Annotated in this window: 29 protein-coding genes and 2 pseudogenes; 18 read left to right on the forward strand and 13 right to left on the reverse strand. The window is 69.1% G+C overall.

Annotation, left to right across the window (positions count from 1 at the left end; genetic code table 11):
- Positions 1-50 precede the first annotated feature (50 nt).
- Positions 51-1,253, forward strand: coding sequence for a sensor histidine kinase (locus tag ACWDVB_RS17295; RefSeq protein ID WP_451513085.1), 1,203 nt, complete (start codon positions 51-53; stop codon positions 1,251-1,253).
- Complete coding sequence (locus ACWDVB_RS17300) at positions 1,250-1,918, forward strand: response regulator transcription factor (RefSeq protein WP_451513084.1); 669 nt, start codon at positions 1,250-1,252, stop codon at positions 1,916-1,918. Before ACWDVB_RS17295 ends, ACWDVB_RS17300 begins: the two co-directional genes overlap by 4 nt.
- Positions 1,919-2,188: 270 nt before the next feature.
- Here ACWDVB_RS17300 and ACWDVB_RS17305 read toward each other — a convergent pair whose 3' ends face one another.
- Positions 2,189-2,908 carry a hypothetical protein gene (locus ACWDVB_RS17305; RefSeq protein ID WP_451513083.1) on the reverse strand — a complete coding sequence of 240 codons (720 nt, stop codon included), beginning with the start codon at positions 2,906-2,908 and terminating at the stop codon, positions 2,189-2,191.
- A 284-nt stretch (positions 2,909-3,192) separates the two neighbouring features.
- Here ACWDVB_RS17305 and ACWDVB_RS17310 point away from each other — a divergent pair, with 284 nt between their 5' ends.
- The 7 genes and pseudogenes from ACWDVB_RS17310 to ACWDVB_RS17340 all read left to right on the forward strand — a co-directional run.
- On the forward strand, positions 3,193-3,642 hold the full coding sequence (locus tag ACWDVB_RS17310) for an SRPBCC family protein (protein WP_451513082.1): 450 nt from the start codon (positions 3,193-3,195) through the stop codon (positions 3,640-3,642).
- A gap of 551 nt (positions 3,643-4,193) precedes the next feature.
- Positions 4,194-4,583, forward strand: coding sequence for a hypothetical protein (locus ACWDVB_RS17315; protein WP_451513081.1), 390 nt, complete (start codon positions 4,194-4,196; stop codon positions 4,581-4,583).
- A gap of 93 nt (positions 4,584-4,676) precedes the next feature.
- Positions 4,677-5,264 carry a TlpA family protein disulfide reductase gene (locus ACWDVB_RS17320; protein ID WP_451513080.1) on the forward strand — a complete coding sequence of 196 codons (588 nt, stop codon included), beginning with the start codon at positions 4,677-4,679 and terminating at the stop codon, positions 5,262-5,264.
- 104 nt (positions 5,265-5,368) lie between these two features.
- Positions 5,369-6,550: a hypothetical protein gene (locus tag ACWDVB_RS17325; protein ID WP_451513079.1), complete on the forward strand. Its 1,182-nt coding sequence runs from the start codon at positions 5,369-5,371 to the stop codon at positions 6,548-6,550.
- Between the two features lie 98 nt (positions 6,551-6,648).
- The gene (locus ACWDVB_RS17330; protein ID WP_451513078.1) at positions 6,649-7,068 is read left to right on the forward strand and encodes a hypothetical protein; all 420 of its coding nucleotides are present in this window, start codon (positions 6,649-6,651) and stop codon (positions 7,066-7,068) included.
- A gap of 45 nt (positions 7,069-7,113) precedes the next feature.
- Positions 7,114-7,212: pseudogene (locus tag ACWDVB_RS17335) on the forward strand (helix-turn-helix domain-containing protein); the annotation flags it as partial.
- A pseudogene (locus tag ACWDVB_RS17340) lies at positions 7,193-7,699 on the forward strand (transposase); the annotation flags it as partial. The pseudogenes ACWDVB_RS17335 and ACWDVB_RS17340, both read left to right, overlap by 20 nt.
- 56 nt (positions 7,700-7,755) lie before the next feature.
- Here the strand turns inward: ACWDVB_RS17340 and ACWDVB_RS17345 are convergent.
- Positions 7,756-8,571 (reverse strand): helix-turn-helix domain-containing protein, encoded by an 816-nt coding sequence (locus ACWDVB_RS17345; RefSeq protein WP_451611968.1) that lies wholly within the window; start codon positions 8,569-8,571, stop codon positions 7,756-7,758.
- Between the two features lie 266 nt (positions 8,572-8,837).
- Between ACWDVB_RS17345 and ACWDVB_RS17350 the strand changes: the two genes are divergently transcribed.
- Both ACWDVB_RS17350 and ACWDVB_RS17355 read left to right on the forward strand, forming a co-directional pair.
- Complete coding sequence (locus tag ACWDVB_RS17350; RefSeq protein WP_451513077.1) at positions 8,838-9,980, forward strand: NAD(P)/FAD-dependent oxidoreductase; 1,143 nt, start codon at positions 8,838-8,840, stop codon at positions 9,978-9,980.
- A gap of 184 nt (positions 9,981-10,164) precedes the next feature.
- A complete protein-coding gene (locus ACWDVB_RS17355) occupies positions 10,165-10,416 on the forward strand; it encodes a helix-turn-helix domain-containing protein (RefSeq protein WP_451611969.1) in 252 nt (83 codons plus the stop codon).
- A gap of 37 nt (positions 10,417-10,453) precedes the next feature.
- On the opposite strand, the gene ACWDVB_RS17360 is transcribed toward ACWDVB_RS17355, so the two are convergent.
- The gene (locus ACWDVB_RS17360; protein ID WP_451513075.1) at positions 10,454-10,966 is read right to left on the reverse strand and encodes a DUF3515 family protein; all 513 of its coding nucleotides are present in this window, start codon (positions 10,964-10,966) and stop codon (positions 10,454-10,456) included.
- 124 nt (positions 10,967-11,090) lie between these two features.
- Here ACWDVB_RS17360 and ACWDVB_RS17365 point away from each other — a divergent pair, with 124 nt between their 5' ends.
- Both ACWDVB_RS17365 and ACWDVB_RS17370 read left to right on the forward strand, forming a co-directional pair.
- A complete protein-coding gene (locus tag ACWDVB_RS17365) occupies positions 11,091-11,639 on the forward strand; it encodes an RICIN domain-containing protein (protein ID WP_451513074.1) in 549 nt (182 codons plus the stop codon).
- 20 nt (positions 11,640-11,659) lie between these two features.
- Positions 11,660-12,223 (forward strand): ricin-type beta-trefoil lectin domain protein, encoded by a 564-nt coding sequence (locus ACWDVB_RS17370; RefSeq protein ID WP_451513073.1) that lies wholly within the window; start codon positions 11,660-11,662, stop codon positions 12,221-12,223.
- 149 nt (positions 12,224-12,372) lie between these two features.
- Here ACWDVB_RS17370 and ACWDVB_RS17375 read toward each other — a convergent pair whose 3' ends face one another.
- Genes ACWDVB_RS17375 through ACWDVB_RS17395 form a run of 5 tightly spaced genes read right to left on the reverse strand, consistent with a single transcriptional unit; the run spans position 12,373 to position 18,961 of the window.
- Positions 12,373-13,305, reverse strand: coding sequence for a dihydrodipicolinate synthase family protein (locus ACWDVB_RS17375; RefSeq protein ID WP_451513072.1), 933 nt, complete (start codon positions 13,303-13,305; stop codon positions 12,373-12,375).
- On the reverse strand, positions 13,302-14,342 hold the full coding sequence (locus ACWDVB_RS17380) for an ABC transporter ATP-binding protein (RefSeq protein WP_451513071.1): 1,041 nt from the start codon (positions 14,340-14,342) through the stop codon (positions 13,302-13,304). Before ACWDVB_RS17380 ends, ACWDVB_RS17375 begins: the two co-directional genes overlap by 4 nt.
- Positions 14,339-16,354: a dipeptide/oligopeptide/nickel ABC transporter permease/ATP-binding protein gene (locus ACWDVB_RS17385; RefSeq protein WP_451513070.1), complete on the reverse strand. Its 2,016-nt coding sequence runs from the start codon at positions 16,352-16,354 to the stop codon at positions 14,339-14,341. Before ACWDVB_RS17385 ends, ACWDVB_RS17380 begins: the two co-directional genes overlap by 4 nt.
- The gene (locus tag ACWDVB_RS17390) at positions 16,354-17,313 is read right to left on the reverse strand and encodes an ABC transporter permease (RefSeq protein WP_451513069.1); all 960 of its coding nucleotides are present in this window, start codon (positions 17,311-17,313) and stop codon (positions 16,354-16,356) included. The genes ACWDVB_RS17385 and ACWDVB_RS17390 overlap by 1 nt, the downstream gene beginning before the upstream one ends.
- Before the next feature lie 28 nt (positions 17,314-17,341).
- Positions 17,342-18,961 (reverse strand): ABC transporter substrate-binding protein, encoded by a 1,620-nt coding sequence (locus ACWDVB_RS17395; RefSeq protein ID WP_451513068.1) that lies wholly within the window; start codon positions 18,959-18,961, stop codon positions 17,342-17,344.
- A gap of 260 nt (positions 18,962-19,221) precedes the next feature.
- On the opposite strand from ACWDVB_RS17395, the gene ACWDVB_RS17400 reads away from it, so the two are divergent.
- The gene (locus ACWDVB_RS17400) at positions 19,222-20,517 is read left to right on the forward strand and encodes an aminotransferase class I/II-fold pyridoxal phosphate-dependent enzyme (RefSeq protein ID WP_451513067.1); all 1,296 of its coding nucleotides are present in this window, start codon (positions 19,222-19,224) and stop codon (positions 20,515-20,517) included.
- A gap of 1 nt (position 20,518) precedes the next feature.
- Here the strand turns inward: ACWDVB_RS17400 and ACWDVB_RS17405 are convergent, their stop codons facing one another.
- From ACWDVB_RS17405 to ACWDVB_RS17415, 3 genes are read right to left on the reverse strand one after another with little or no spacing between them, the layout of a single operon-like run.
- Complete coding sequence (locus ACWDVB_RS17405; protein WP_451513066.1) at positions 20,519-21,196, reverse strand: AIM24 family protein; 678 nt, start codon at positions 21,194-21,196, stop codon at positions 20,519-20,521.
- 21 nt (positions 21,197-21,217) lie between these two features.
- Positions 21,218-21,505: a DUF397 domain-containing protein gene (locus ACWDVB_RS17410; RefSeq protein WP_451513065.1), complete on the reverse strand. Its 288-nt coding sequence runs from the start codon at positions 21,503-21,505 to the stop codon at positions 21,218-21,220.
- Positions 21,487-22,320, reverse strand: coding sequence for a helix-turn-helix domain-containing protein (locus ACWDVB_RS17415; RefSeq protein ID WP_451513064.1), 834 nt, complete (start codon positions 22,318-22,320; stop codon positions 21,487-21,489). Before ACWDVB_RS17415 ends, ACWDVB_RS17410 begins: the two co-directional genes overlap by 19 nt.
- A gap of 116 nt (positions 22,321-22,436) precedes the next feature.
- Here ACWDVB_RS17415 and ACWDVB_RS17420 point away from each other — a divergent pair, with 116 nt between their 5' ends.
- Positions 22,437-22,661 (forward strand): hypothetical protein, encoded by a 225-nt coding sequence (locus ACWDVB_RS17420; RefSeq protein ID WP_451513063.1) that lies wholly within the window; start codon positions 22,437-22,439, stop codon positions 22,659-22,661.
- Positions 22,658-22,888, forward strand: a complete 231-nt coding sequence (locus ACWDVB_RS17425; RefSeq protein WP_451513229.1) for a hypothetical protein — start codon at positions 22,658-22,660, stop codon at positions 22,886-22,888. The genes ACWDVB_RS17420 and ACWDVB_RS17425 overlap by 4 nt, the downstream gene beginning before the upstream one ends.
- A gap of 3 nt (positions 22,889-22,891) precedes the next feature.
- Here ACWDVB_RS17425 and ACWDVB_RS17430 read toward each other — a convergent pair whose 3' ends face one another.
- Positions 22,892-23,152 carry a hypothetical protein gene (locus ACWDVB_RS17430; RefSeq protein ID WP_451513062.1) on the reverse strand — a complete coding sequence of 87 codons (261 nt, stop codon included), beginning with the start codon at positions 23,150-23,152 and terminating at the stop codon, positions 22,892-22,894.
- Positions 23,149-23,496 carry a hypothetical protein gene (locus ACWDVB_RS17435; protein ID WP_451513061.1) on the reverse strand — a complete coding sequence of 116 codons (348 nt, stop codon included), beginning with the start codon at positions 23,494-23,496 and terminating at the stop codon, positions 23,149-23,151. Before ACWDVB_RS17435 ends, ACWDVB_RS17430 begins: the two co-directional genes overlap by 4 nt.
- A gap of 128 nt (positions 23,497-23,624) precedes the next feature.
- Between ACWDVB_RS17435 and recO the strand changes: the two genes are divergently transcribed.
- Positions 23,625-24,374, forward strand: a complete 750-nt coding sequence (gene recO, locus ACWDVB_RS17440; protein ID WP_451513060.1) for a DNA repair protein RecO — start codon at positions 23,625-23,627, stop codon at positions 24,372-24,374.
- Between the two features lie 17 nt (positions 24,375-24,391).
- The gene (locus ACWDVB_RS17445) at positions 24,392-25,213 is read left to right on the forward strand and encodes an isoprenyl transferase (RefSeq protein WP_451513059.1); all 822 of its coding nucleotides are present in this window, start codon (positions 24,392-24,394) and stop codon (positions 25,211-25,213) included.
- Positions 25,214-25,251: the final 38 nt, after the last annotated feature.

Genomic DNA, 25,251 nt, shown 5'->3' on the forward strand with positions numbered 1-25,251 from the left:
CGGCGCCCCTCCTCTCCCGGAGGGGCGCCCGCGTACCGGAAGATGAACCGGTGGAACGCCGCAACCTCATCGAGCGGGTCCTCGGACCCGCCGCCCCCGGCGAACGGCTGCGCACCGACGCCCTGTTCGCCCTCGCCATGGCGGCGAGCGCCGTCGTGATCGTGCAGGTCGTACGGGACAACGGCGACCCGCCCGGCGTCCTCGGCTGGGCGCTGCTGCTCGCCGCGCACGTCACGATCGTGTGGCGGCGGCGCGCCCCGATGCGGGTCATGGCCGTCCTGATCGCGATCGTGCTGACCTACCACTCCCTCGACTTCAACCACACCGCGCCCATGGCCGTGTCCATGGTCGGCCTGTTCACGGTCGCCTCCCGGACCCGGCCGCGCTACGCCGTCCTCTTCGGCGCCGGGGTCATCGGCGTCATGCTGGGCGTCAAGTTCTCCGAGGGCATGGCCGAGGGCGCCGAGTCGCTGCGCATCTCCGGCTGGATCGTTTCCTTCCTGCTGCTCGGCGTGTACGTGCGCATCCACCGCCAGTACGTCGCCTCCGTCGTCGAGCGCGCCGAACGGGCCGAGCGCACCCGCGAGGAGGAGGCGCGCCGCCGGGTCGCCGAGGAGCGGCTGCGGGTCGCCCGCGACCTGCACGACCTCCTCGCGCACAGCATCACCCTCGTCGGCGTTCAGACGTCCGTCGCCGCGCACGTCCTGGCCGCCGACCCCGACCGCCTCGACCGGGCCGCCGTCGCCAAGGCCCTCGACGACGTCGCCGAGACGTGCCGCACCGCCCGCGGTGAACTGCGCGCCACGCTTGAGGTGCTGCGGTCCGGTACGGAGGACGAGGCCAGGGGCCCGCTGCCCGGCCTCGGCTCACTGCCCGACCTCGCCGACGCGGCCCGCACGGCCGGAGCCCGCGTCGAGCTGAGCGTGGCCCGGTGCGACGCGCCGCCCGCCGTGGACGTCGCCGCCTACCGCATCGTGCAGGAGGCGCTCACCAACGCCGTGCGGCACGCGGGCCCCGGCCCCACCGTCCGAGTGGACATACGTACCGCCGACGCCGCGCTGAACGTGACGGTCACCGACGACGGCGTCGGCGCGCGGGGGAACGCGGGCACTCCCGGGTACGGCCTCGTCGGGATGCGGGAGCGGGCCCGTACCGTCGGCGGGACCCTGGAGGCGGGGCCCCGATCCGAGGGGGGTTTCATGGTGTGCGCGGTGCTGCCCCTCGCGCCCGCGTCCCTGGGAGGCCTTGCATGACGATCCGTGTACTGCTCGCCGACGACCAGACGCTGGTGCGCGCGGCGTTCGCGATGCTCGTCGACTCGGCGCCCGACATGGAGGTCGTGGCGCAGGCGGGCACGGGCCGCTCGGCGGTCGACCTGGCCCGCTCCGAGCGGGCCGACCTCGTCGTCATGGACATCCGGATGCCCGACCTCGACGGCATCGAGGCGACGCGGCTGCTCGCGGCGGACGAGGACCTGGCGGGCGTGAAGGTGCTGATGCTGACGACGTACGACACGGACGAGCACGTCGTCGACGCGTTGCGCGCGGGGGCGTCCGGTTTCCTGGTCAAGGACACCAAGCCCGCCGAACTCCTGGACGCCATCCGCACGGTCGCCGCCGGCGAATCCCTGCTCTCGCCGGGCCCCACGTCGCGGCTGATCGCCCGGGTACTGCGGGCACCGGACACCACCGGCCTGACGACGACCGCCGGCCCCACCGGCCTCTCGGACCGCGAGCGACAGGTCCTGGCACTGGTCGCACGCGGCCTGAACAACACGGAGATCGCCGAGACGCTGGGCCTGAGCCCGCTCACGTCGAAGACGCACGTGAGCCGCATCATGGGCAAGCTGGGCGCCCGCGACCGGGCGCAGCTGGTCATCGTGGCGTACGAGACGGGGTTGGTGGCGCCGGGGGTGTGAGGGGGGCAGGTGAGGGGGCGTGCGTACTTCCAGTCGATCCACGTACGGGCCGCGTCCGCTGCCGCACGTGGGCGGACAGATTCTCCGCGAAAGCAGCACCGACACCGGAGCGAGCTGCCCCGGGAACAGTCCCGGCCTGCCCCGCGCTCTTCTTCCAGCACACGGCCTCCCGGCGTTGCTCGGTCGGATTCGCATCCCCGGGCTACCGAGAGGCGTGCCTTGCTGCGCGTCCGGCCGGAAGATCACCTACTCATACGGCAGGAGAGCCCGTTATCGGGTGGCGATGGAGGCACTGTACGAGCTGAGGCCGATGCGGCTGTTGGCCTTCTTGGTGACATTGCCCTTGCCGAACGACTTGACGGTTCCGGTGGCCTTGATCGTGGAGCGGCCGAAGACGTTGGTGCCCTTGACGCGGACGGGGGTGGTCTTGGGCACCTTGATGGCGATGGCCTTGTTGGTGTTGGTGATCTTGGTGGAAGCCGACGGGTTGACGATCTTCTTCTTGCCCTTGAGGGTGTACCTGACGGAGATCCGCTCGCTGGTCACGGGGATGTCGTAGATGCGCTCGGTCACGGTGAAGGTGACGGCACGCTGGCCGGACTTGCCGTTCTTGGTCACCACGGTGCTGCGGGTGATCTTGACAGGGGAGTTGAGCTGCTTGGTGCGGGTGCGGGTGCCATTCTTGAGGGCGCCCTTCGACCCGCCGGCAAGGGCCTCGTAGACGTCGCGGCTCTGGAGCAGCTTGACGAAGGCGTACTGCTTCTTGCCGTCGTCGAGCTTCTTGAACGCCTTGAGGGTCTTGGCGGCGGCCGGGGTCTTGTCGGCCTTGAGAGCCTTGATGTAACTCTTGACGGTGAGCTGCGCGGGCTTCTTGGCCGCGGCGGAGGCGGCGGGGGAACCGCTGGTGGGGGTGTCGGCAAAGGCGGTGCCGACGGGGGCCGCGACGGCGAGGGCGGTGACAGTGGCTACGGCTGCGGTGCGGATGCGCACGGTTGCTCCTTGCTGGTGTGATCTTGGACGTCAACCACCGTAGGAATCCGTTCGGTTGTGCGGTATTGGATGTTCGGGTGATGCCCTGGGGGGCATGGTCCGGGTGGGCAGTGTCCGAAGGTGCGTGGCATGTTCGGGCGGTTGGGGCGGGAATCAGGTGTCGCGATTCTGATCACCACGTGTTCACGCCCATACCGCGGTTCGGTTGGCTACTGGCGTCGCTGCACCCAGGTCACGGAAATGACGCGGACCCACCACTCATCCCGCCCCTCTAGGATGGCCCGGTGCCGCACTTCGAAATCGTCACAGCCGTCGCCGCGCCCCCGGGCCGGGTGTTCGAGGCATGCCTTGACGTGGAGGCGCACACACAGTCGATGGCCGATTCGTCGGAGCGGGCGGTCGGCGGCAGGACCCGAGGCGGCCTCTCGCTCGGCGACACGGTGACCTTCGAAGCCCGCCACTTCGGCCTGACCTGGCGACTCACCGCCCGCATTACGTCGTATGACCCGCCCCGGTGCTTCGTGGACGAACAGGAGACCGGTCCCTTCAAGCGATGGCATCACAGTCATCACTTCGAGCCGGACGGCAGCGGCGGCACCGTGATGAGGGACGTCATCGAATTTGCCTCGCCGTTCGGACTTCTCGGACGCATCGCCGACCGCGCAGTCCTGAGCTGGTACATGCCCCGCCTCATCAGAACCCGCAACGCCTATCTCGCCGGCGCCTTGCGCTGAGCCCAGATTGACGATCACCATGCTTTGCTCGGCCTGGTCGGCGCCTCCAATGGCTTGCCCAGGCGGTCCTTGACCCCGATCGTGCGCTGGGCGTGGTCGCCGACTCTCATCCGGTCCAGCACGGTGATGCAGGTGGCCGCAGGTCTGTCGGGTCCAGGCGGTGAGCTCGGCGTCCGCCCGCTGCAGGGCCTGTGGGGTGTTCAGCCGATCCCTGTCCAGCCGGTAGTGGCGGACCCGGTTGATCTCGTGGCACTCGCCTACCCGCTCGGCTACTTCAACGATTTCCAGTTGGTTCGGTCGCCTGCCGACTGTTCCTCCGCAGCCGCAGCCGCAGCCGCAGCCGCAGCCGCAATCCGATCACGTCGAGCATGGCGCGTCGGCGATGCGGGGCGGTAGGCGAGTCCAGCGCGGCGTTCACCGCCTCCAGCAGCCGCCGGATCTGCCAACGGTCCCCCTACATGCCCCTTCGGGCAGCGCCCAACTAGACACTGATGCGGCCTCGTTCACCCGTCCTAAGGTCATGTGATTCGAGCCAATGAACGGGAGAAGTCATGCGCAACCGCCGCATAGCCCAGAGTCTCATCGCTGTCGCCTGTGCGACAGGCGTAACCCTCGGCGTCGCAGGCCCGTCCTACGCCGCCGGAACCTGGCACAAGCAGTGGACTACCAACGGCAAGAAGTCCCAGCACTCCAAGGCGTACCACGTCTCCAAGGGCAAGCACTTCTTGCACTTCGGCATCAAGGGCAACGGAAGGACCAAGTTCACCGCGACCCTCTACAAGAAGGTCAAGGGCAAGGACCCGGTCATCCAGAGGCTGAAGAACAAGACGGCCAAGAACGTCGAGTGGATGGCCGACTGGAAGAAGATGAGCGCAGGGGACTACTACATCGCCTGGAAGTACCCGAAGAAGGGCCACAAGGCCTTCGGCGGCGTCGGATAGCCGGACTCCTGGGGGCACCCCCGCGCGGGTGCCCCCGGGCCGCTGAGATCATGGGGCGGCCAACCACCTCTTGCACTTGAGGACTTGCCCCCGATGAAAACCCCCCGCCGCTCCCTTGCACTCCTTCTCGGCACGGTCGCGCTCGTTGCCGCCGGCGTCACAGCCGTCACCGTGATCGACAGCCCCGATACGCAGCCCGGACGGCACCTCAATAAAAAAGACGGCACGATGACCATTGATGCCGCCCACCGGCCGCCCGCGCCGCGTATCACTGGGACCACCATCGATGGCAAGCCGTTCGACCTTGCCGACTACAAAGGCGAGATTGTTGTCCTGAACGCCTGGGCTTCCTGGTGCGGGCCCTGCCGTATCGAAACGCCAATGCTGGTCGACTACCACAACAAGCACAAGGGCAACGGCGTCGCGGTGGTGGGCCTTGACGAAGACAACTCGGCCCACGCGGGCCGAACCTTCGCCAAGGAGTACAACATCACCTACCCCAACCTCCACGACGGCACCGGCCGCGCCACTCTGGCCTTCCCCAAGGGGATCCTGCGCGCCCCGGGCGTTCCCTTCACTGTCGTGATCGATGCGAAGCACCGCGTTGCCGCCTCCTCGTCCGGTGAGATCGACCAGAGGATGCTCGACACCATGGTCGCCACCGCCCGCAAAACCGCCTGATCCCGGGGGTGCCCTGCGGGGCAGCGCCCAACTGGACAATGTCGCAGCCCCGTTCGAGGCGGGTACGTTCGCAAGATCATCCACTCGAACAGGAAGACAGCTGTATGCGCCCGATCAAAACAGCGCGGTACGCGGTCACCGCGGCGCTGCCCCTGACGATCCTCGCCGGAGCCGCCCAAGGAGCCCCGGCCGCCGCCTCCCCGGCCGCTGCCTCCCCGGCCGCGCAGATCACCCTCGACGCGGACACAGGGCAGTTCACCGCCGCCACTGAGGGCGGCAGCGCCCTGGCCGGAGTGCGGACCCTGTCCACGCTCAACGGTGCCGCCTCCACCAGCCGCATCCTGTCCGTGCCGGGCATCGACCCGGTCCTGGCCGATGCGACCCTGGCCGACTCACCGGAGAAGAACGCACGCGCCGGGTGGGCGGCCACCACCGAGTTCGTCGACCTGTCCTGGCCCGACCTCGGCGGCACCTACACCATTTACAAGGACGACCGGCCGATAGCCGTCGCCAGCGACAACAGTTTCCGCGACACCGACGTGACCCCCGGAAGCGAGCCGTTCTACCGGATCACCGCCGATGGAGAGAAGGGCGGGGCCTGGGGACTGAACACCACCATCCCGGCTGCCCAGGACGCCGCCGGCCTGGCCGCCACCGCCAAGTCCATCGAGGCCAAGGCGAAGAAGTACACCCACACCAAGATCACCTGGCGTTCCTTCATCCGCCAGACGTGGGCGTACGTCCCGAGCTGGGCCAAGAGGGTCTCCGGATGCAAGTACGCCGGCGGCTACAAGTACGCGGGCGACAGCCGGGGCTTCAGCAAGAAGGTCTCCGGTCCCACCTACCGTGCCGGGATGTTCGCGAACGTCTCCTGGAAGCACAAGGACGTCACTCACAAGGCCAAGACCGGCAAAACCCGCGTCTACAAGAAGAGCAACTCCCGCCTGGTCGACACCCGTAAGGCCAGCACCAAGAAGATCAAGTTCAAGACCATGACCAAGTTCAACGGCAAGACCCGCTCCGTGCGCTTCAGCGTCGAAGCCAAGGACCCGTTCTGCAAGCGCGGAGGCATCGGCGTCAACGCCAACCTCCGTCTGTCCCGCTCCGGCAGCTACTACGCCGAAGGCAACTACAAGCGAGCCCCCGACCACGAGCTGTACGTCTACGGCTACAAGGGCAGGAAGCACTCCAGCCGCGCCGTGCACAAATCGAAGATGGGCGACATCAAGTGCCTGTTCAAGGCGGCCTGCGAGACCTCCCGGATAGGCAGCAACGGCGGCTACTGACACAACTGGCCCCCGGCCCGCTCACGTTGACCGGCCCGGTGACACACTGATCACGAAAGGCCGGTGGCCCCCCGGCCCTGTACAGAAGGAGGAGGCCCATGACCATCTCATGGCTCCGCTCCACCGCCTACGCGGTAAAGGTCGTAGCCGTCTCGCTCCTCGTCCAGGCCGTCATGGGCCTCCTCCTGCTCACCGCCTCGGGGAACAAGGCATCCGACCTCGGCGACTTCGCCGGCACCCGCCTGTGGGGTTTCGCTCTCCTGACCACCGTCGCCCTCACCTTCGCCCGGCGCATGACCCCCACCGCGCCCCGCTGGAAGGCCGTCACCGTCGATTCCAGCCTCTACACGGCCTGCCTGCTGCTGTGCACCATCGCCTGGTACATCTCCGCCTCCGGCGCAATCGCCGACGCCGTCGACATGGGCTTCATCTTCCTCATCGCGGGCCTGTTCACCCTCCAGATCCCTGCCGCGATGCTCACCGCCGCCCTCGCCCATCCTCGCCTGACCACCCCGTAGTCCCCCCTCCGCAACGCGAGTAGGGCCCCACCATGCTTCAGTCCGCTCATGGAGCGGGGCTACAGCACCCGGGAAGCAGCGCGGATCGTCGGTATCGACCGCCGTACGGGCAAGAAGTGGCGTAATGGCCACCACGCACCCGGCAGCGGGTAGTGCGATGCCGTCGGCCGCGTCGGACGAACAGCTCGTCGCGATGCTGGTCGACCGGGCTCGAAGCGAGGGCTTGCAGCTGACCGGCGAGGGCGGGCTGTTGCAGATGCTGACCAAGCGTGTGCTGGAATCCGCTCTGGAAGGCGGGACCACCGATCACCTCGGTTACGAGAAGCGCGATCCGGCCGGGAAGAACAACGGCAACAGCCGCAACGGCACACGGTCCAAGACCGTGCTGACCGATGTCGGGCCGGTCGAGGTGAGGGTGCCCCACGACACTGCCGGCAGCTTCGAGCCGCAGATCGTCAAGGAGCGGCAGCGGCGCCTGACCGGGGTGGACGAGATGGTGTTGTCGCTGTCCGCGAAAGGACTCACGCACGGCGAGATCTCGGCTCATCTCGCCGAGGTGTACGGCGCCGAAGTGTCCAAGCGGACCATCTCCGCCATCACCGAAAAGGTCATGGACGGCATGGCCGAATGGCTCACCGGCAGCACCGGCAGCACCGGCAGCACAGCCCCGGGCCGGCAAGGGCCGCCCTACGCTTCGGCGCGCCGCAGAGAGGCAGGCGTACGCCCGGTGAAGTCCCGCGCAGTACGCGTGAGATGGGCCTGGTCGGCGAAGCCTGCGGTGGCTGCGGCCAGGGTGGCCGTCGAATCCGGCAGGTCAGCGATCGCGGCGCGGAGCCGGCCCCATCGGCGCAAGTGGGCAAGCGCAATCCCCACGTCCTGCCGGACCAGGGCGCGCAGCCGCGGGGCCGACAGGCCGACCTCACCGGCGACGGAGGTGATGGGCATGTCCGGATCGCGCGATGTGCACAGGTGGACGGCGTGAGCGACTCTCGGATCGAGCGGAGTCGGGCCCCCGGCCAGTGCCCGCAACTCGGTGTATCCGGCAGCCAGGTCCACACCGGTGCCGGGGCCGTCGGAATCGGTGGTGCCGAGCGCGGCGAGCAGGCGGCGGATCTCGCCGGCATCGAGCCGTATCGGTCCCGGGCCGGAGGGCAGCAGCCAGGAGTCGATGAACAGGGCGATGTAGGCAGAGGTCGCTGCACAGCGGTGGGCCAGCTGGGGCGGAACGATCAGCCCGGGCGCCGCCACCATGGGCCGTCCCGGCTGGAGGAGTTCGGCGTGGCCGCCGATCGGCAGGACGGCCTTCCACGCGGGCAGCCGGTGTTGGGCGACACGGAACGGGCGGGACTCGGCGAACATCGTCGCCTCGGGGCCGCAGGCGAAAACAGTGCGGCGATCGTTTTGTTCAAGTGCCCAGGCGCGAGGTGAACGGATCATGGTGCCATGCACGCTATCGCTACCGCCGCCCTGGCGGTGTTCCTGGCTGTCACGGGGGTCGTGCATTTTCTGATTCCCGGCTGCTTCCGCCCGCTGGCCCGCACGGCTGCGCCGGAAGAGGCGTCTCGTGGCCGTCACGGGGGCGGCGGAGGCCGTGGTGGGTGCGCTGGTGCGTTGCGGGCCCCGGTCGGCCGGGGCCTGGACCGCCGCCGTCCTGATCACCTGCTGTCCGGTGCCCCCCGTGGACGCGCTGCGCCGCGCGCGGCACCGATGTGCGGCCGATCGTCCGCGGTGGCACCGAAGCTGCCCCTACTCCCCAAGGAAGTCATGCCATGAACCATCGCCTCGTCGTCGTCGGCGCCGGTTACGCCGGTCTGCTGGCGGCCAAGCGCCTCGCCCGCCAGCTGCGCCGCAGCGATGTCACCATCACTCTGGTCAATGCCTCGGACCGGTTCATCGAACGGGTCCGGCTCCATCAGCTGGCCGCCGGGCAGCGATGGGCGGCACCGTCGTTGCGGCAGCAGCTCAGCGGCACATCGGTCCAGCTGGTCGTCGGACGTGTGACCTCGATCGACCCCACTGGCCGGACGGTGTGTGTGGACGTCGCACCCAAAGCGATCGGCTACGACACCCTGGTGTACGCGGTGGGCAGCCAGGCGCGGCTCGACGATGTCCCGGGGGCAGCCGAGCACGCGTATGCCGTCGCCGGCCCCGAGCAGGCCACGCGGTTGCGGCACAGGGTTGCCCAGATGGCGTCAGGCGGCACTGTCGCCGTGGTCGGCGCAGGACTGACCGGCCTGGAAACCGCCTCCGAGCTGGCCGAAAGCCATCCCGGGCTGCGAGTCCAGCTGCTGACCGGTGCCGATGACGTGGGGTCCTGGCTCGCGCCGCGCGCCCGAACCCACTTGCGGCGCGCCCTCGAGCGGCTGGGCGTCACGGTTCACCCCCAGACCAGTGTTACAGCGGTGCGGGAGGACGGCTTGGACACCCGCGACGGCGTGCCTTTCACCGCTGACGCCGTTGTGTGGACCACCGGGTTCCGCGCGCCGGAGCTGGCGCGCGCGGCAGGATTCGCCACGGATGACAGCGGCCGGATGCTCGTCGACGCCACCCTGCGCTCGGTCTCACACCCCGAGGTGTACGCCATCGGCGACGCGGCTGCCGGGGTGTCGGTGAGCGGGGCACCGAGCCGCATGTCCTGCCAGACGGCCCTGCCCATGGGCCGAGGTGTGGCCGATGTCGTCGCGGCACGGCTGGCAGGCCGCAAACCCGGGCCCGTCCGGATCGGTTACGCCTTCACCAACATCAGCCTTGGCCGGCGTGACGGCGTCGTGCAGTTCACCCATGCCGACGACCGCCCGCGCAGGCTCGTCCTGACAGGACGCGCCGCGGCGGCTTTCAAGGAGGCTGTCGTACGAAGCACGGTACGTTCCGATCGGCGCCGCGCATCAGACAGCGACGAGCCCGACTCCTGAGCCAACCCACCCCGACTTCGACCCAGCCAGGCGGTGGCACCCGTACCGATCTGACCAGGAGGTCACCTTGTCCCACCGGACAAGTCGCCATTCTCATGGGGGATATGTGGTAGAGGTCAACTCCAAGCAATACACCGCCAGTTGCCCGTACCGGGTACCGGGGCGTGATCCGATCGCCGAGACGGTGGAGCTCGGACGGCTCACGCGCAGAGAGCGTCAAGTCCTACTGCTCCTCGGTACGGGCATGAACAATCGTGAACTCGCCCAGGAACTTCGAATCGCTGAGCGTACGGTCAAAGCACACACGGCGAGAGTCTTGGACAAGCTGTCGGTGCCCTCCCGGCTTGATGCCGCGGTGCTATCTGTGCTGCTGCACCACGTGTTGTGCGAGGACCCCTCTTGCACACGCAGAGACGTGACGGGGGAGGCAGGATGACGCACGAAGACTGCACCGTCAGAAACAAAGGTCCGGTCTACCTGGTTGCTTCTGAGGAGGCGGCGGTGGGGACGGATGTGGTCGCGTCAATGCACCGGCGGTCGTTCTTCGGGAGGTTCTTCATTGCAGCGGACAGCTCGACCAGGGCGACATCGGTGGGGACGTCCGGGCTGAGGACGGCTTCGGCGGCCGGGGATCGGCCGTAGGTGACGATCGTCTTTTCCCGGGAGCCCTCGCCTTCGTTCTTCAGGACCCAGTCGACGCCTCCGGTGCTCACGCACATCTCCTCGGTAGGCAGCATCGCGGGCAGCCCACAGCGCAAGGTGAGGGCTCCTTCGCCGTAGACGGCTGCCGCGGCGGCGGTGTCGATGGAGGTGCGCCGGAAGGTGCCGATGCTCTCGGGGTAGGCGGCGGCGATGCTACGGCAGGATGCGCTACCGGCGTGGGGGGCCGGTTCAGGGACGTCGCTTGCCAGGGCTTGGAAGGCCAGGATCGAGGCACCGGCGCAGGCACCAAGGGCGAGAGTGATCGCCAGGGCACGTTTGGACATGGCGGTCACTGTACGGGGCGGAGGTCCATTGCCCTCAAGTGCGCTGCCCCGCAAGCCAATACCGCCAGGTGATCTCTCTGCGTAGTGTCCTCGGCCGTTGGGTCGTTCGACTTGGAGGTGCTTGGTGCGGCCGGTGGTGCGTGGTGTGGCGTGGGCGGTGGTTTCGGCCGGGTTGGTGGCCGGGTGCACAGGCGGCACTCAGGAGCCGGACACGGCCACAGCCACGGTCGGGACGGAGAAGAACCCGTATGCGTCGATCCAGTTGGAAAGGGTGCTGGGCAAGCCGGGTCTGTGCTGGTCGTTGAGCTCCGACGAGGGGCGTGCGGCACTGCTGGAGCTTGCCCGATGCGAACAGCCTGGCCAGCAGAGCCAGACGTTCACGCTTACTCGCGTTGAGACCGGTGCGGACGAGCGGAACTGGTACCGGATCCGCAACGACCGTACGGGCCAGTGCCTACGAGCCTTCGACGGCAAGCCCGGGACCCGGGTGGTTCAGGACCGGTGCGCCGAGGACAAGGCGGGGCAGTGGTCGATCCGTGGCAGCCGGTTCGGCAACCGGGAATCCGGGCTGGTGATCACAGCGGTCGGTGAGAAGCCGGGCAGCCCTTTGACGACCGCGAAGCTGTCGACGGGCGCCGGTGAGGATCAGAAGTTCGACATACGCGGCCTGTAGAGGCCGCTGAGGGAGGGGCCATGATGAAGAAGACGATGAAGGCTGTGGTGGTGTCCGGAGCCGCGGTAGTGGCGCTGGGAGGCACGGCGGCGCCTTCGGGGGCCGCTGCGGCGGCTGGCGACCCGTACAAGAATACGGGGCTGACGAAGGTGTACGGCAAGGTCGGTCTGTGCTTCTCGCTGGACAACTCGAAGAAGAACAAGGCCACGCTGAAGCTGCGCAAGTGCAACAAGAAGTCCAAGGGGCAGCGGTGGAACGTCCTGTGGCTCAACAGTGGCTCCCCGGCGCAGCAGCCCCGCTATGCCATCCAGAACCGGAAGTCCGGCAAGTGCCTGTATCCGAAGACGAAGAAGTCGGGTGCGGCGGTGCGCCAGTACACGTGCAACAAGAAGTCGAAGTCGCAGTGGTGGCTTCTGAATGACCGGCGGATCTACTCCTACGGTTCCGGGGGCCGAGTGATGTCGGCGCAGTCCGACACATCGGGTACGACGATCACGCTGATGAAGCAGTCGAACAAGACGAAGAACCTGAAGAAGCAGGCCTTCGCATTGATCTGGAAGAAGAACGACCCTACGGCTTGGTAGCCGTCGGGATACAAGAAGGGTTTCCCCGCCGAGCGTTCTGCGCGGGCGGCTGTCGCGACAGTCGCCGGGATGCTGCTGGCTGGCGGTGACCAGCGCTGCTCTGACCCTGGGCTTCGTCGATCGGCCTGTGCAAAACCGAGAGCAGGCCCTCACAGCAGCCCCGCCGCCGCCAGTCGCTTGCCCACCGCCTCCGTCTCCTGCCGCGACAGCGGAATCTGTGGTTCCGCCGTTGCCGGGCAGGCGATCACGCCGCGTAGGTACAGCGCCGTCTTGAAGGCGCCGAGCGCCGACGAACTGCCGCCCATCCGGGCCGGGTCGCCCGCCGTCACCATGGCGAACAGGCCGCACAGCCGCTCCTGTTCCGTCCGCGCCCCATGCCAGTCGCCCTCGCGGCAGGCGGCGTAGAGGCGTACGTACCCCTCGGGGTCGACGTTGCCGAGGCCCGGCACGACCCCGTCCGCGCCCATCGCGAGTGCCGAGTCGACCGTCGTCTCCGAACCGGTCAGCACGCTGAAGCCGCCCGCCGACAGCGACCGCCTGCCGAGGAGCACGCTCCGGAAGGCGCCCTCGGCGCCGCTGGAATCCTTCAGGCCGGCCAGAACGCCCTCCTCGGCCAAAGCCAGGACCAGCTCCGCGCCCAGCTTCGTGTGGACGGACATCGGCAGGTCGTACGCGACGACCGGTACCGCCGAGCCGCGCGCGACCAGCCGGAAGTGGCGGGCGATCTCGGCCGGGTGGGTGCGCGTGTAGAAGGGCGCCGTGACGACGGCGGCGTCCGCGCCCGCCTCGGTGAGCGTCCGCACGTGGTCCAGGACGCGGGGCGTCGTCATGTCGATCGCCCCGGCGAGGACAGGGAGTTGGCCGCCGACGTGGCGGACCACCGTGTCGAGGACCAGGGCTCGCTGCCGGTCCGTCAGGTAGGCGACTTCCGAGGTCGAGCCGAGTACGAACAGGCCGTCGACGCCGCCCCCGACCAGATGGTCGACGAGCCGGACGAGGGAGGCGGTGTCCACCTCGCGGTCCGGTGTCAGCGGGGTGCAGACGGGCGGTACGACACCGGTCAGCGGGGCGGGCAGGGTCATGGGCGCTCCCTAAGGGGTGGGGGTGGGGCCGTGGCGGCGGCCTGGAGGGTCAGTTCGTGGGTCGACTGTCCCTCGTCCACGGGGTGGTGGCAGCGGAACCGGTGCCCGGGGCCCGCCGACTCGGCGTCCGGCATCACCTCGGCGCACACGTCGTCCGCCTTCCAGCAGCGCGTGCGGAACGGACAGCCGCTCGGCGGCCGGGTCGCCGACGGTACGGGGCCGACCAGCGGGATCGGGTCGATGGGGTCGAGCAGGCCCGGCGTGGCGGAGAACAGCGCGCGCGTGTACGGGTGTCGGGCGCGGTCCAGGATCTCGGCGGCCGGGGACTCCTCCACGATCCGCCCGAGGTACATGGTGATGACGCGGTCGCTCATCCTGCGCACGGTCTGGATGTCGTGCGAGACGAAGACGAGGGCGAGGCCGAGACGTTCCTTCAGGTCCAGGAGGAGGTTGAGGATCTGGGCGCGGACCGATACGTCCAGCGCGCTCGTCGGCTCGTCGGCGATCACCAGCTCCGGTTCGAGCGCCAGCGCGCGGGCGATCGCGACGCGTTGGCGTTGCCCGCCGGACAGTTGGCCGGGCAGCCCGTCCGCGAGGGCCTTGGGCAGGCCGACCAGGGACATCAGCTCCCTCACCCGGTCCTCCCGTTCTTTCGGGGTGCCGCGTCTGTGTACGTCCAGGGGGTCCCGGAGGATCTGCCTGACCGACAGTCTGCGGTTCAGCGCGGTCGACGGGTCCTGGAAGATCATGCCGGTGCGGGTGCCGATCGCCGTCCGCCGCGCGGCGGGGGACATCGTCCACAGGTCGCTGCCCCTGAACGACACTGTTCCGGTGGTGGGCCGCTGTACGCCTACGAGGACCTTCGCGAGGGTCGACTTGCCGCAGCCCGACTCGCCGACCACGCCGAGGGTCTCGCCGGGGGCGAGGGAGAGGTCCGCCCCTGTCAGGGCGTGGACGCGGTCGCGGGAGAGGAGGCCGCCGGAGCGGGCCCGGTGCGTGACGTGTACGTCGCTCAGCTCGATGAGAGGGGTGGTCATCTCGGTTCTCCGTGTGCGCCGTGTGCGGGCTCGTTCGGGCTGGTCGCGCCGTTCCCCGCGCCCCTAAGGGGCGCCGGGTGGTGGCATGCCGTCTCGTGGGGCGCGGGGCCCACCAGCGCCGGGGGCACGTCCCGGCAGACGGTCGAGGCCATCGGGCAGCGGTCCGTGAAGCGGCAGCCCGGAGGGAAGTCGGCGGGGGAAGGGACCACGCCCTTGATCTGCGTGAGTCGTTGCGCCGACGACTCCAGGGAGAGCACCGAGCCGAGCAGACCGCGCGTGTAGTGGTGGGCGGGGGCGTCCACCAGGTCGGCCGTGACGCCCGTCTCGACGATCTGACCGCCGTACATCACCGCCACCCGGTCGGTGACGTCGGCCACGAGGGCCAAGTCGTGGGAGACGAGGATCAGGGCGAAGCCCAGCTCCTCGCGGAGTCGCAGCAGGAGTTGGATGATCTGCGCCTGCACGGTGACGTCGAGGGCCGTCGTCGGCTCGTCGGCGATGATCAGCTTCGGGTCGCGGGAGAGGGCCATGGCGATCAGTACGCGTTGACGCTGGCCGCCGGAGAGTTCGTGCGGGTAGCTGCGCAGCGTCCGCTCCGGGTCCAGGCCCACGAGTTCGAGGAGTTCTACGGAGGTGCGGCGGCCTCCCCTTCGTACGACCTGCTTGAGCTGGGAGCGGACCGTCATCGCCGGGTTGAGGGAGGAGAGGGCGTCCTGGTAGATCATCGCCATGTCGTGGCCGAGCAGTCGGCGCCGGGAGCGCATCGGCAGGCCGACCAGCTCCTGCCCGTCGAGGACGACGCTGCCCCGGACGCGGGCGCCCTTCGGTTCCAGGCCCATCACCGTCAGCGCCGTCAGTGATTTGCCGCAGCCCGACTCGCCGACCAGGCCCAGTACTTCGGCGGGGCGCAGGCAGAAGGAGATGCCGTCCACGATGTCCACGCCGTCGTGCCGCCCGGGGAAGGCGATCCGCAGGTCGCGTACGTCCAGGACCGGCGCGCCGGACGGCAGGGGCCGGGCCCGCGCCCGCAGCCGTTCCGAGGCCTCGGCGAGGCCGGGCAGCTCCAGGACCTCGCCGGTGCCCGGCTCGGGGGCTTCGAGGCGGTCCTCGTCGCGGGCCGTGCCCGGCACGTCGCGCGTGGAGGGCGCGGCCCACGCGTCGGAGACGCCCTCGGAGAGGATGTTCAGGGCGAGGACCGTGATCAGCATGAGCAGCCCGGGGAAGACCGTCGCCCACCAGCCGCCGATCAGGACCATGTTCTTGCCGTCGGCGATGACGCTGCCCCACGACGGGTCGGGCGGCCGGACGCCCGCGCCGATGAAGGAGAGCGACGCCTCGAAGACGATGGCCTCGGCGACCTGCACGGTGCAGAAGACCAGGATGGGCGCCGCGCAGTTCACGGCGACGTGCCGGATGAGGATGTGCGGGGTGCGCGCCCCGACGACGCGTTCGGCGACGACGTAGTCCTCGCCGTACTGGTCCAGGACGTTGGCCCGTACGACACGGGCGATCGGCGGGGTGAACAGGAACGCGATGGCGCAGATCAGTACGGTGATGCCGCCGCCGAAGACCGCGACGAGGACGGCGGCGAGCGCGATGCCGGGGAACGCCATGACGACGTCCAGGCAGCGCATCAGCGTCTCGTCGACGGCCTTGCGGGAGGTCGCGGCGACCGCGCCGATGAGCGCGCCGACGACCAGGGCGAGCAGGGTGGCGCCGAGGCCGATGGCGAGGGACCAGCGCGCCCCGTACATCAGCCGGCTGAGGATGTCGCGGCCGAGGCTGTCCTGGCCCATCCAGTGGCGGGCGGAGGGGTGCCCGGTGCCGTCGGTCTGGCTCTGCTGGTCGAGCGGGTCGTGCGGGGCGATGAGCGGGGCGAGGGCAGCCACCAGGACGACCAGGGCGATGACGCCGACCGCGATCCGGGACGGTACGGGCAGCTTGCGGAAGGAGCGGATCCGCAGGCCCGGCACGGACAGGCGCTCGGTCAGCGCCTTGCGTGACGTGAACATCAACTCGTCCCCCTCAGACGTGGATTGACCAGCAGGTGGAGGATGTCGATGACGAGGTTGACGACCACGAAGCCGACGGCGGTCGTGATGACGACGCCCTGCACGACGGCCGGGTCGCCGTTCTTCACGGCGTCGATCATCAGCTTGCCCATGCCCGGCAGCGAGAAGATCGTCTCGATGACGACGGCGCCGCCCAGCAGATAGCCGACGCGCAGGCCGAGCACGGTGAGTGGGTTGATGAGGGCGTTGCGCAGGACGTTGCGGCCGACGACCACGACCGGGGGCAGGCCGCTGCCGACGGCCGTACGGACGTAGTCCTTGTCGAGCTCCTCGACCACGGCGGTGCGGATGATGCGGGTGAGTCCGGCCGCCACCGGCAGGGAGAGCGCGAGGGCGGGCAGGGTCATGGTCTTGAGCCAGCCGGTGAGGGAGTCGGCGGGGTTGATGTAGCCGCCGGTCGGGAACCAGCCGAGGTCCACCGCCAGGTACTGGATCATCAGCAGCGCCAGCCAGAAGCCGGGCGCGGCCACGCCGGTCAGGGAGATGACGCGGATGAGCTGGTCCGGCAGCCGGTCGCGGTGGATGGCGGCGGTCACGCCGAGGGTGAGCGAGACGACGACCGCGATGCCGAGCCCGAGGAAGGTCAGCTGCATGGTGAGCGGCAGCGCGGTGGTGACCTGGTCGAGGACGGGGGAGCGGTTGAGGACGCTGATGCCCATGTCGCCCTGGAGGAGGTCCCCTACGAACGCGATGTAGCGCACGGGCAGCGGGTCGAGGAGCCCGTTCTCCTCGCGGAACCGGTGCAGCTGCTCGGGGGTCGGGTTGGCGCCCTGGAAGAACGCGGAGGCCGGGTCGACGTCGGAGAACCGCATCACGAGGAAGACGAAGAGCACGATGCCGAGCAGCAGCGGCACGAGCAGGGCGAGGCGGCGGGCGAGGATCCTGAGGACTGCGGTCACGGCGTACGACTCCTCGGCTCGCCCCGGATCAGGCCCACTTGGCCTGGAGGAGGTTGATCCCGGGATAGGGCTGGGCCCGGACCGCGGTGATCTTCTTCGGGTCCCAGGCCGTCATGAGTTCGTTGTGCACGACCGGGTACAGCACCGCCTGCTCGGCGATCACGTCGATGTACTCCTGGATCATGGCCTTCTTGCGGCTCGCCTCCGGCTCGCGGGTCGCCTGCTCCATGTCCTTGAAGAGCTTCTTGGCGGTAGGGTGCCCGGCCCAGCGGGCGTACCCCATCCACAGGTTCTCGGCGCCGTAGTTGTAGTGCATGATCAGGTCGGCGTCGAGCCCGAACTGGTTCGGGTTGGAGGCGGCGGCGACGATCTGGAAGTCCTTCTTCTGGTCGAGCTTGGTGAAGACGGCGGTGGTCTCCTGCGGGTCCAGGGTGACCTCGACGCCGAGCTTCTCCCAGCCGTCCTGGATGGTCGGCAGACAGTCCACGATCCAGCTCACGTTGACCGCCATGAGGTTGACCGTCAGCTTGCCGACCCCCGCCTCCTTCAGGAGCTTGCGCGCCTTCGCCAGGTCGTACGCGTAGACGGTCCTGGCGGGCCGGTAGGAGGGGTTCGCCTCGTTCAGGAACGACGTCGACGCCTTGCCGTGGCCCTTGAGGGCGGCCTCGATCATCTTGTCGCGGTCGATGGCGTAGTGCAGCGCCTGGCGTACGCGTACGTCGTCGAACGGCTTGTGCGCGGTGTTGAAGAGCAGGAAGAGGTTGTTCATCCCGGCGCCGCCCTCGACGGTCATGCCGCTCTTCTTGAGCTGCTCGATGTTGGCGTACGGGATGTTGTCGGCGATCTCCGCGTCCGCGCTGCCGCCGGAGATCTTCGCGACGCGCGGCGCGGCGTCCACGATCGTCAGCCAGTTCATCTTCTTGAAGGCGGCCTTGCGCGGGCCGTTGTAGTCCTCGAACGCCTCGAAGGTGGTGTTCGACTTCGCGTGGTGCGCGGTCTGCCGGTACGGTCCCGAGCCCACCGCCTTGCCCTTGGTCGCGTCCTCCCACGCGCCGGGCTTGGAGAACACGTGCTTCGGCATGATCTTCGCGAGGGAGAGCCGTGCGGCGCCGTCGGGGAAGGGGAACTTCAGGATCAGCTCCACGTTCGTCGCGTCGACCTTCCTGACCTCCTTCAGCCAGCTCGCGAAGAATCCCTTGGCCAGGGTCTGCGTCTTGGGGTCGAGAATCCGGTCGAATACGAACACCACGTCGTCGGCGGTGACGGGCTTCCCGTCGTGCCACTTGGCGCCCGGCCGCAGGGCGAACTTCCACGTGGTCGCCTTGAGGTCGTTCGGGATCTCGGTGGCGAGCGCGGCGTACGGCTCACGGGTGATCGGGTCGGTCCCGAGCAGCCCCTCGTAGATGTGCTCGTTCCCCGCCATGGCGAAGGCCGACGCGGTCTGCGTCGGATCCCAGCTGCCGTCGTTGCCGTAGCCGATGACGGCCGTGAGCGTGGAGTCGCCGCCCTGCCCGCCGCCACCGGTCTCGTTGGTGGACTCCGGTCCCGAGGAGCAGGCGGAGAGCGTGGAGGTGACGGCGGCGGCGGCGCCCAGCGCGCCGGTGTACCTGAGGAAGGATCGGCGGTCGCTCACTGTGTGGTCGCTCACTGTGTCTCCCTTGTTCCTTGAGGAGATCCCACGTCCTACGTCATGGGTGGCGTGGCGACGATAGGAGGGGCACGGGGACCGGTCAAGGGCCCCCGCAGGGGCGCCCCGTCAGGGGCGCGGGGAACTGCGCGACCAGCCACGACGACCCGCGGCCGACGAGGGACGGTCTCGCAGGCCGGGCGACCACGCCACACAAGCACCCCGGTTTGTATTCTCGGCAGGCGCCACCCACCGAAGCGCCCCCTGCGAGAGGCAACACCATGACCACCGAGCCGACCCCCGACGCCCAGGCCGACCCGGCCGCCCTGGCCGAACTGCTCAAGGGGGCCCGCGAGGACTACGCCGACCTGGCGGGACGCGGCCTCTCCCTCGATCTCACCCGGGGCAAGCCCGCGCCGGAGCAGCTGGACCTCGGCGAGGACCTGCTCAGCCTGCCCGGCGGCCGCCACACCGCCGCCGACGGCACCGACGTACGCAACTACGGCGGCCTCCAGGGCCTGCCCGAGCTGCGTGAGATCTTCGCCGGGCTGCTCCAGGTGCCCGCGGGACAGCTGCTCGCGCTCGGCAACTCCAGCCTGGAGCTGATGCACGACTGCCTGGTGCACGCCCTCCTCGGCGAGGTGCCCGGTGCCGAGTCGCGCTGGGTGGACCAGGGACGTATCGCGTTCCTGTGCCCGGTGCCCGGCTACGACCGGCACTTCTCGCTCTGCCAGCGGTTCGGCATCGACATGATCCCCGTGCCGATGACCGCCGAAGGGCCGGACATGGACGAGGTCGAGCGGCTCGCCGCCGAGAACCCGGCCGTCAAGGGCATCTGGTGCGTGCCGAAGTACAGCAACCCGGACGGCGTCTCCTACAGCGACGAGACCGTGGCCCGCCTCGCCCGCATGGAGACCGCCGCCCCCGACTTCCGGATCTTCTGGGACAACGCCTACGCCGTTCACCACCTCACCGACGAGCCCACCCCCCTCGCCGACCTGCTCGGCGCCTGCGCCGAGGCCGGGAACCCGGACCGGGCGTTCGTCTTCGGCTCCACCTCGAAGATCACCGTCGCGGGCGCCGGCGTCGCCTTCTTCGGCTCCTCGCCCGCCAACGTGAAGTGGCTCCTCGCCAACAACTCCAAGCGGTCGATCGGCCCCGACAAGGTCAACCAGCTGCGGCACGTCCTGTTCCTGCGGGACGCCGACGGCGTGCGCGCCCACATGGAGCGCCAGCGCGCCCTGCTCCAGCCCAAGTTCGAGGCGGTCGCGCGGATCCTCGACGCAGAGCTGGGCGGCACCGGCCTCGCCACCTGGACCTCACCCAAGGGCGGCTACTTCGTGACCCTTGAGGTCCCCGACGGCTGCGCCAAGGACGTCGTGCGCCGCGCCGCCGAGGCGGGCATCGTGCTGACCCCGGCCGGCGCCACGCACCCCTACGGAGACGACCCGCGCGACGCCGTCATCCGCATCGCCCCCAGCTACCCGGGCCTCGCGGAACTGGAGCAGGCCATCCACGGCCTGACCGTCTGCGTCCGCCTCGCCGGCTACGAGCAGCGGGCCCGCCAGGCCGCCTGACTCAGTGCTGCTGCGCCTTCTGCGGCGTCACCTCGCTGGGCCGCACGATGACGTGCCCCTCACCCCGCAGCATCAGCTGCACCGCCTCGCCCGAGCCGCCGCGGATCATCGAGCCGATGGACTGCGAGCGGTGCAGGGACGTGGCGAGGTCGGCGGTCCAGCCGACCACCGCGTCCGTGTCGACGTACACGGGCTGCTGCGGGGAGACGGGAATCACCAGCGGGTTCCCGTCGCAGACCAGGCCGAGGCGGCCCGAGCCGGTGAACACGCTGTTGAACAGCCCGCCCCCGGTCACGCCCGCGCCCTTCACGGTCCTGATCTCGTACGAGAGGGTCGCGTCGAAGCACAGGACGTTGCGGCCGTTGACCGTGAGGACGTCGCCCGGCTCGATGTCGACGATGAAGCAGTTCTGCGCCTCGTGCGCGAACCACGCCTCGCCCTGGCCGCGCACGGCCATCAGCGGCAGCCCCTCACCGGTCATGGCGCGCTTGAGCATGCCGCCCACGCCCTGCCCCTTGCGCTCGAACTGGAGCTCGCCCCGGTAGGCGATCATCGCGCCCTGCCGGGCGTGCATCTCGCCGTTCACCGCGTACTTGATCGACTTGGCGTTCTGCAGGGTCATCCCGGGGGCGAGGGCCGGCTGCGCCATGTGGTCACTGGAGAACAGGTCACTCTTCATGTCCGTATCTTGGGCCCAGGCCTACCGCGCGCGGAAGCGTATGCCCTCACCGGTGACGAATGCCTGCCAGGCGGGGGCGCCGAACACCAGGGCGGGGCCCTGGGGGACCTTGCTGTCCCGTACGGGGACCACGCCGGGGACTCCGTCGGCTATCTCGACGCAGTTGCCGCCCTGGCCGTTGCTGTAGCTGCTCTTACGCCAGCGGGCGGCGCCTATGAAGTCGTAGGCGACTTCAATGCATTCACCGCTGTCGCCGCCGCTGTAGGTGCTCTTGCGCCACCGAGCAGCGCTCAGGTCGTACTCGCGCATTGTCTGTAGTCCTCCGCCGCCGATTCGATCAGGGCCAGGGACGCCTTCGGTGACAGCGCGGCGGCCCTGAGCTGATCGTATGCCGCCTGCATCTGCTTCACCAATGCCGGATCGTCCAGCAAGTTCCCCGAAAGCACGCCCTCTGTATAGGCGGTTGGCGGGGCGTCTGCGAACTCCAGGAGTTTCAGCATCTTGCCCATGCTGGGGTAGGCCCCGACAGAGAACGGCAGCACCTGAACCATCACCCGGCGCTCGTGCACCATGGCGGCGATGTGTTCCAACTGCTGGGCCATGGTCGCTGGGTCGCCCACAGGGGTGCGCAGCACGGCTTCGTGGAGGATCGTCCAATACACCGGCTGTGTAGCGCCCTTGAGGGTGTGAGCACGATCCATGCGGGCCTTGACTCTCTCCTCGATGTAGTCCTCCGTGGCGAACGGATGGCTCGCCAGGAACACCCCGCGGGCGTACTCCCGCGTCTGGAGAAGCCCCGGAACAACCGCCGGAGCGAAGTCGCAGATCTCCGTGGCAAGCCGCTCCAGTTCCGCCACGTGAGCAAAATACTCCGCATAGCGGGTCTCTTTGATCAGCTTCCGGCACATCCGCTCGAAAAAGCCATCGGTTTGCAGGACCTCGTCGATCCGCTGCGCCACATCCAACTGTGGCTTACGAATAGCCTGTTCGAACTGGCCGATGTAACCACCGGAGACGAAAACCCGAGTCCCCAGTGCTGACTGGGTGAACCCCGCTTCCTCACGGCGCCGCTTCAGCTCCGCGCCGAAGAACTCCCACGCCGCCTGTCGTGAACCATTGGCCATGGCCAACCGCCTTTCACTGCCCCGAAGTTGTAGAGGACAGACTCCTGCCGAGTCTAGGTGCAGTGCGTCACCGTAGGTGTGCGAAGAGTGAAATCAGGAAGCGAAGGGGAGTCACCGTGAAGGCGGAGTCAAAGCGCCACGCAGTGGTATGCGTCGAACAGGCGGAGGAAACATTGAGGGAATTGCACGCCGCACTCGCGCGAGCGGGAATTGCCTTGCCGTCCTTGCGGATCGATCCGGCGACGATCGCCAGGGAGGCGCCGTGTCCGCGCATCGAATTGGGTGGTTGTTCCGTCGACGTGGCGGCACGGCTGGCCGCCGCACTGAGGGGCGCGTCGTGAACCTTCCCCTGCACGACCTCCCCGTCGGCTCGTACGTCATCGACACGCGCAACGGGCGCCTCGGTCAGGTGATGGGGTACGAGGGGCCCTACGTCCAGCTGCGCCCCTACGGGGGCGGACGCGAGTGGGACTGCACCCTGGAGGCGATCCGCGCGGCGACCACGGCGGAGCGGCTGCGCGCGGCGACGGCGTACGCGAACGCGCGGAGTCGGGGGGAGGTGCCTTGACGCTCAGCCGTACCAGGTGATGTTGCAGACGTAGACACACTCGTGGCGGGGCACGGGCAGGAAGCTGATGAAGCCGCGTCCGCCCAGGAGGTCGAACTCTCGTAGGCCGCCTTCGCGATCGACCGGCCTGCCGACTCTGACGGAGTCCGGTCCGAGCGCTGCGAGCTCGGTGGTCAGCCGCTCGACCTCGGCGACGACGCCTGGCGGGACTCCGGCGGTGAGGTACTCCTCACTCGGGTTCCAGTCCCAGGACCAGTCGGTCACAGGCCGGCCTCCGCTTCCGCCTCGTCCCGGATGCGGCGGATCTCGGCGATGGCGTCCGTCGGGTCCTGCTCCGCCGCGTTCACCAGCTGTTCCAGTTCGTGCAGGCGGGCCGCGCGCTGGGGGCGCCGTTCAATCGCGACGAAGACGGCCCATGAGTGGATGAAGGCACGCAGGGGAGCAAGGCTCTGCGCCTGCTGCGCGTTCGTCGTCGCCTCGAAGAGGTGCTGGGTGAGCGCGGGGATCCGGCTGGGCGCGATCCGGGCCACCGCGGCCCGTAGCGCGTCGGGTGTCAGCTCGGGCATCGGGATCAGGGGCTCGTACGGGCCGTCGGGCTGGACGCTCACGGGGGCCTCCGGTGCGGGTGGGGCTGACCCTCGTACGGTATCCGGTTCCTACCCGGGTGGCGTCGGCTTTACGGCCCCGGCCCGGCCCCTCGGCCCGCGCACGCGGTGCCGTACGCGAGAATGGCCCCATGAGCCTGTTCCGCGACGACGGCATCGTGCTGCGCACCCAGAAGCTGGGTGAGGCGGACCGGATCATCACGCTGCTCACGCGCGGTCACGGGCGGGTACGCGCGGTGGCGCGCGGGGTGCGGCGGACGAAGTCGAAGTTCGGGGCGCGCCTTGAGCCCTTCTCCCACGTCGACGTGCAGTTCTTCGCGCGCGGCAGCGAACTGGTCGGGCGCGGGCTGCCCTTGTGTACGCAGAGTGAGACCATCGCCCCGTACGGTGGCTCGATCGTGACGGACTACGCCCGTTACACCGCCGGGACGGCCATGCTGGAGACGGCGGAACGGTTCACCGACAACGAGGGCGAGCTCGCCGTACAGCAGTATCTGCTGCTGGTGGGCGGGCTGCGCGTCCTCGCCCGCGGTGAGCACGCGCCGCACCTCGTCCTCGACGCCTTCCTGCTGCGCTCCCTGGCAGTGAACGGCTACGCGCCCAGCTTCACCGACTGCGCCAAGTGCGGCCTGCCGGGACCCAACCGCTTCTTCTCCGTCGCGGCGGGCGGCTCCGTCTGCGTCGACTGCCGGGTGCCCGGCAGCGTCGTACCGTCGGCGGAGACCCTCACCCTGCTCGGCGCGCTGCTCACCGGCGACTGGGCGACGGCGGACGCGTGCGAGGCGCGGCACGCACGGGAGGGCAGCGGGCTGGTTTCGGCCTATCTGCACTGGCACCTGGAGCGCGGCCTGCGCTCTCTGCGGTACGTAGAGAAAAGCTGAGTAGGAGAGAGAGCCCCATGGCACGACGCGGAATCCTCGGACGGTCCCGCCGTGAGTACAAGACCCCGGAGCCGCACCCCACGGGCGCCCGGCCGCCGAAGATCCCCGGCGAGCTGGTGCCGAAGCACGTCGCCATCGTCATGGACGGGAACGGACGGTGGGCCAAGGAGCGCGGGCTGCCGCGTACCGAGGGGCACAAGGTCGGCGCGGAGCGCGTCCTCGACGTGTTGCAGGGCGGCATCGAGATGGGCGTCGGGGCGATCTCCCTCTACGCCTTCTCCACCGAGAACTGGAAGCGGTCCCCGGACGAGGTGAAGTTCCTGATGAACTTCAACCGCGACTTCATCCGCAAGACCCGCGACCAGCTCGACGAGCTGGGCATCCGGGTGCGCTGGGTGGGCCGCATGCCCAAGCTGTGGCGGTCGGTCGCCAAGGAGCTGGAGATCTCCCAGGAGCAGACCAAGGGCAACGACAAGCTGACCCTGTACTTCTGCATGAACTACGGCGGCCGCGCCGAGATCGCGGACGCCGCCCAGGCCCTCGCCGAGGACGTGAAGGCGGGCCGGCTCGACCCGTCCAAGGTCAGCGAGAAGACCTTCGCGAAGTACCTGTACTACCCGGACATGCCGGACGTGGACCTCTTCCTCCGCCCGAGCGGCGAGCAGCGCACCTCCAACTACCTGCTCTGGCAGAGCGCGTACGCCGAGATGGTCTTCCAGGACGTGCTGTGGCCGGACTTCGACCGCCGCGACCTGTGGCGGGCCTGCCTCGAATACGCCTCGCGCGACCGGCGCTTCGGCGGGGCCATCCCCAATGAGCAGCAGATCGCCGAGAGCTAGGCATACGTGAGTGAGGGGGCCCGCGCCGACATGGCGCG

It is taken from the genome of Streptomyces sp. NPDC003379, assembly GCF_053589195.1.

What these genes read in the sequence shown, in the direction of transcription:
- ACWDVB_RS17300 (WP_451513084.1), top strand. Translation starts at nt 1,250, where the DNA reads ATGACGATCCGTGTACTGCTCGCCGACGACCAGACGCTGGTGCGCGCG.
- ACWDVB_RS17315 (WP_451513081.1), top strand. Translation starts at nt 4,194, where the DNA reads ATGCGCAACCGCCGCATAGCCCAGAGTCTCATCGCTGTCGCCTGTGCG.
- ACWDVB_RS17320 (WP_451513080.1), top strand. Translation starts at nt 4,677, where the DNA reads ATGAAAACCCCCCGCCGCTCCCTTGCACTCCTTCTCGGCACGGTCGCG.
- ACWDVB_RS17325 (WP_451513079.1), top strand. Translation starts at nt 5,369, where the DNA reads ATGCGCCCGATCAAAACAGCGCGGTACGCGGTCACCGCGGCGCTGCCC.
- ACWDVB_RS17330 (WP_451513078.1), top strand. Translation starts at nt 6,649, where the DNA reads ATGACCATCTCATGGCTCCGCTCCACCGCCTACGCGGTAAAGGTCGTA.
- ACWDVB_RS17345 (WP_451611968.1), bottom strand. Translation starts at nt 8,571, where the DNA reads ATGCACGACCCCCGTGACAGCCAGGAACACCGCCAGGGCGGCGGTAGC.
- ACWDVB_RS17350 (WP_451513077.1), top strand. Translation starts at nt 8,838, where the DNA reads ATGAACCATCGCCTCGTCGTCGTCGGCGCCGGTTACGCCGGTCTGCTG.
- ACWDVB_RS17360 (WP_451513075.1), bottom strand. Translation starts at nt 10,966, where the DNA reads ATGTCCAAACGTGCCCTGGCGATCACTCTCGCCCTTGGTGCCTGCGCC.
- ACWDVB_RS17370 (WP_451513073.1), top strand. Translation starts at nt 11,660, where the DNA reads ATGATGAAGAAGACGATGAAGGCTGTGGTGGTGTCCGGAGCCGCGGTA.
- ACWDVB_RS17375 (WP_451513072.1), bottom strand. Translation starts at nt 13,305, where the DNA reads ATGACCCTGCCCGCCCCGCTGACCGGTGTCGTACCGCCCGTCTGCACC.
- ACWDVB_RS17380 (WP_451513071.1), bottom strand. Translation starts at nt 14,342, where the DNA reads ATGACCACCCCTCTCATCGAGCTGAGCGACGTACACGTCACGCACCGG.
- ACWDVB_RS17385 (WP_451513070.1), bottom strand. Translation starts at nt 16,354, where the DNA reads ATGTTCACGTCACGCAAGGCGCTGACCGAGCGCCTGTCCGTGCCGGGC.
- ACWDVB_RS17400 (WP_451513067.1), top strand. Translation starts at nt 19,222, where the DNA reads ATGACCACCGAGCCGACCCCCGACGCCCAGGCCGACCCGGCCGCCCTG.
- ACWDVB_RS17405 (WP_451513066.1), bottom strand. Translation starts at nt 21,196, where the DNA reads ATGAAGAGTGACCTGTTCTCCAGTGACCACATGGCGCAGCCGGCCCTC.
- ACWDVB_RS17410 (WP_451513065.1), bottom strand. Translation starts at nt 21,505, where the DNA reads ATGCGCGAGTACGACCTGAGCGCTGCTCGGTGGCGCAAGAGCACCTAC.
- ACWDVB_RS17415 (WP_451513064.1), bottom strand. Translation starts at nt 22,320, where the DNA reads ATGGCCAATGGTTCACGACAGGCGGCGTGGGAGTTCTTCGGCGCGGAG.
- recO (WP_451513060.1), top strand. Translation starts at nt 23,625, where the DNA reads ATGAGCCTGTTCCGCGACGACGGCATCGTGCTGCGCACCCAGAAGCTG.
- ACWDVB_RS17445 (WP_451513059.1), top strand. Translation starts at nt 24,392, where the DNA reads ATGGCACGACGCGGAATCCTCGGACGGTCCCGCCGTGAGTACAAGACC.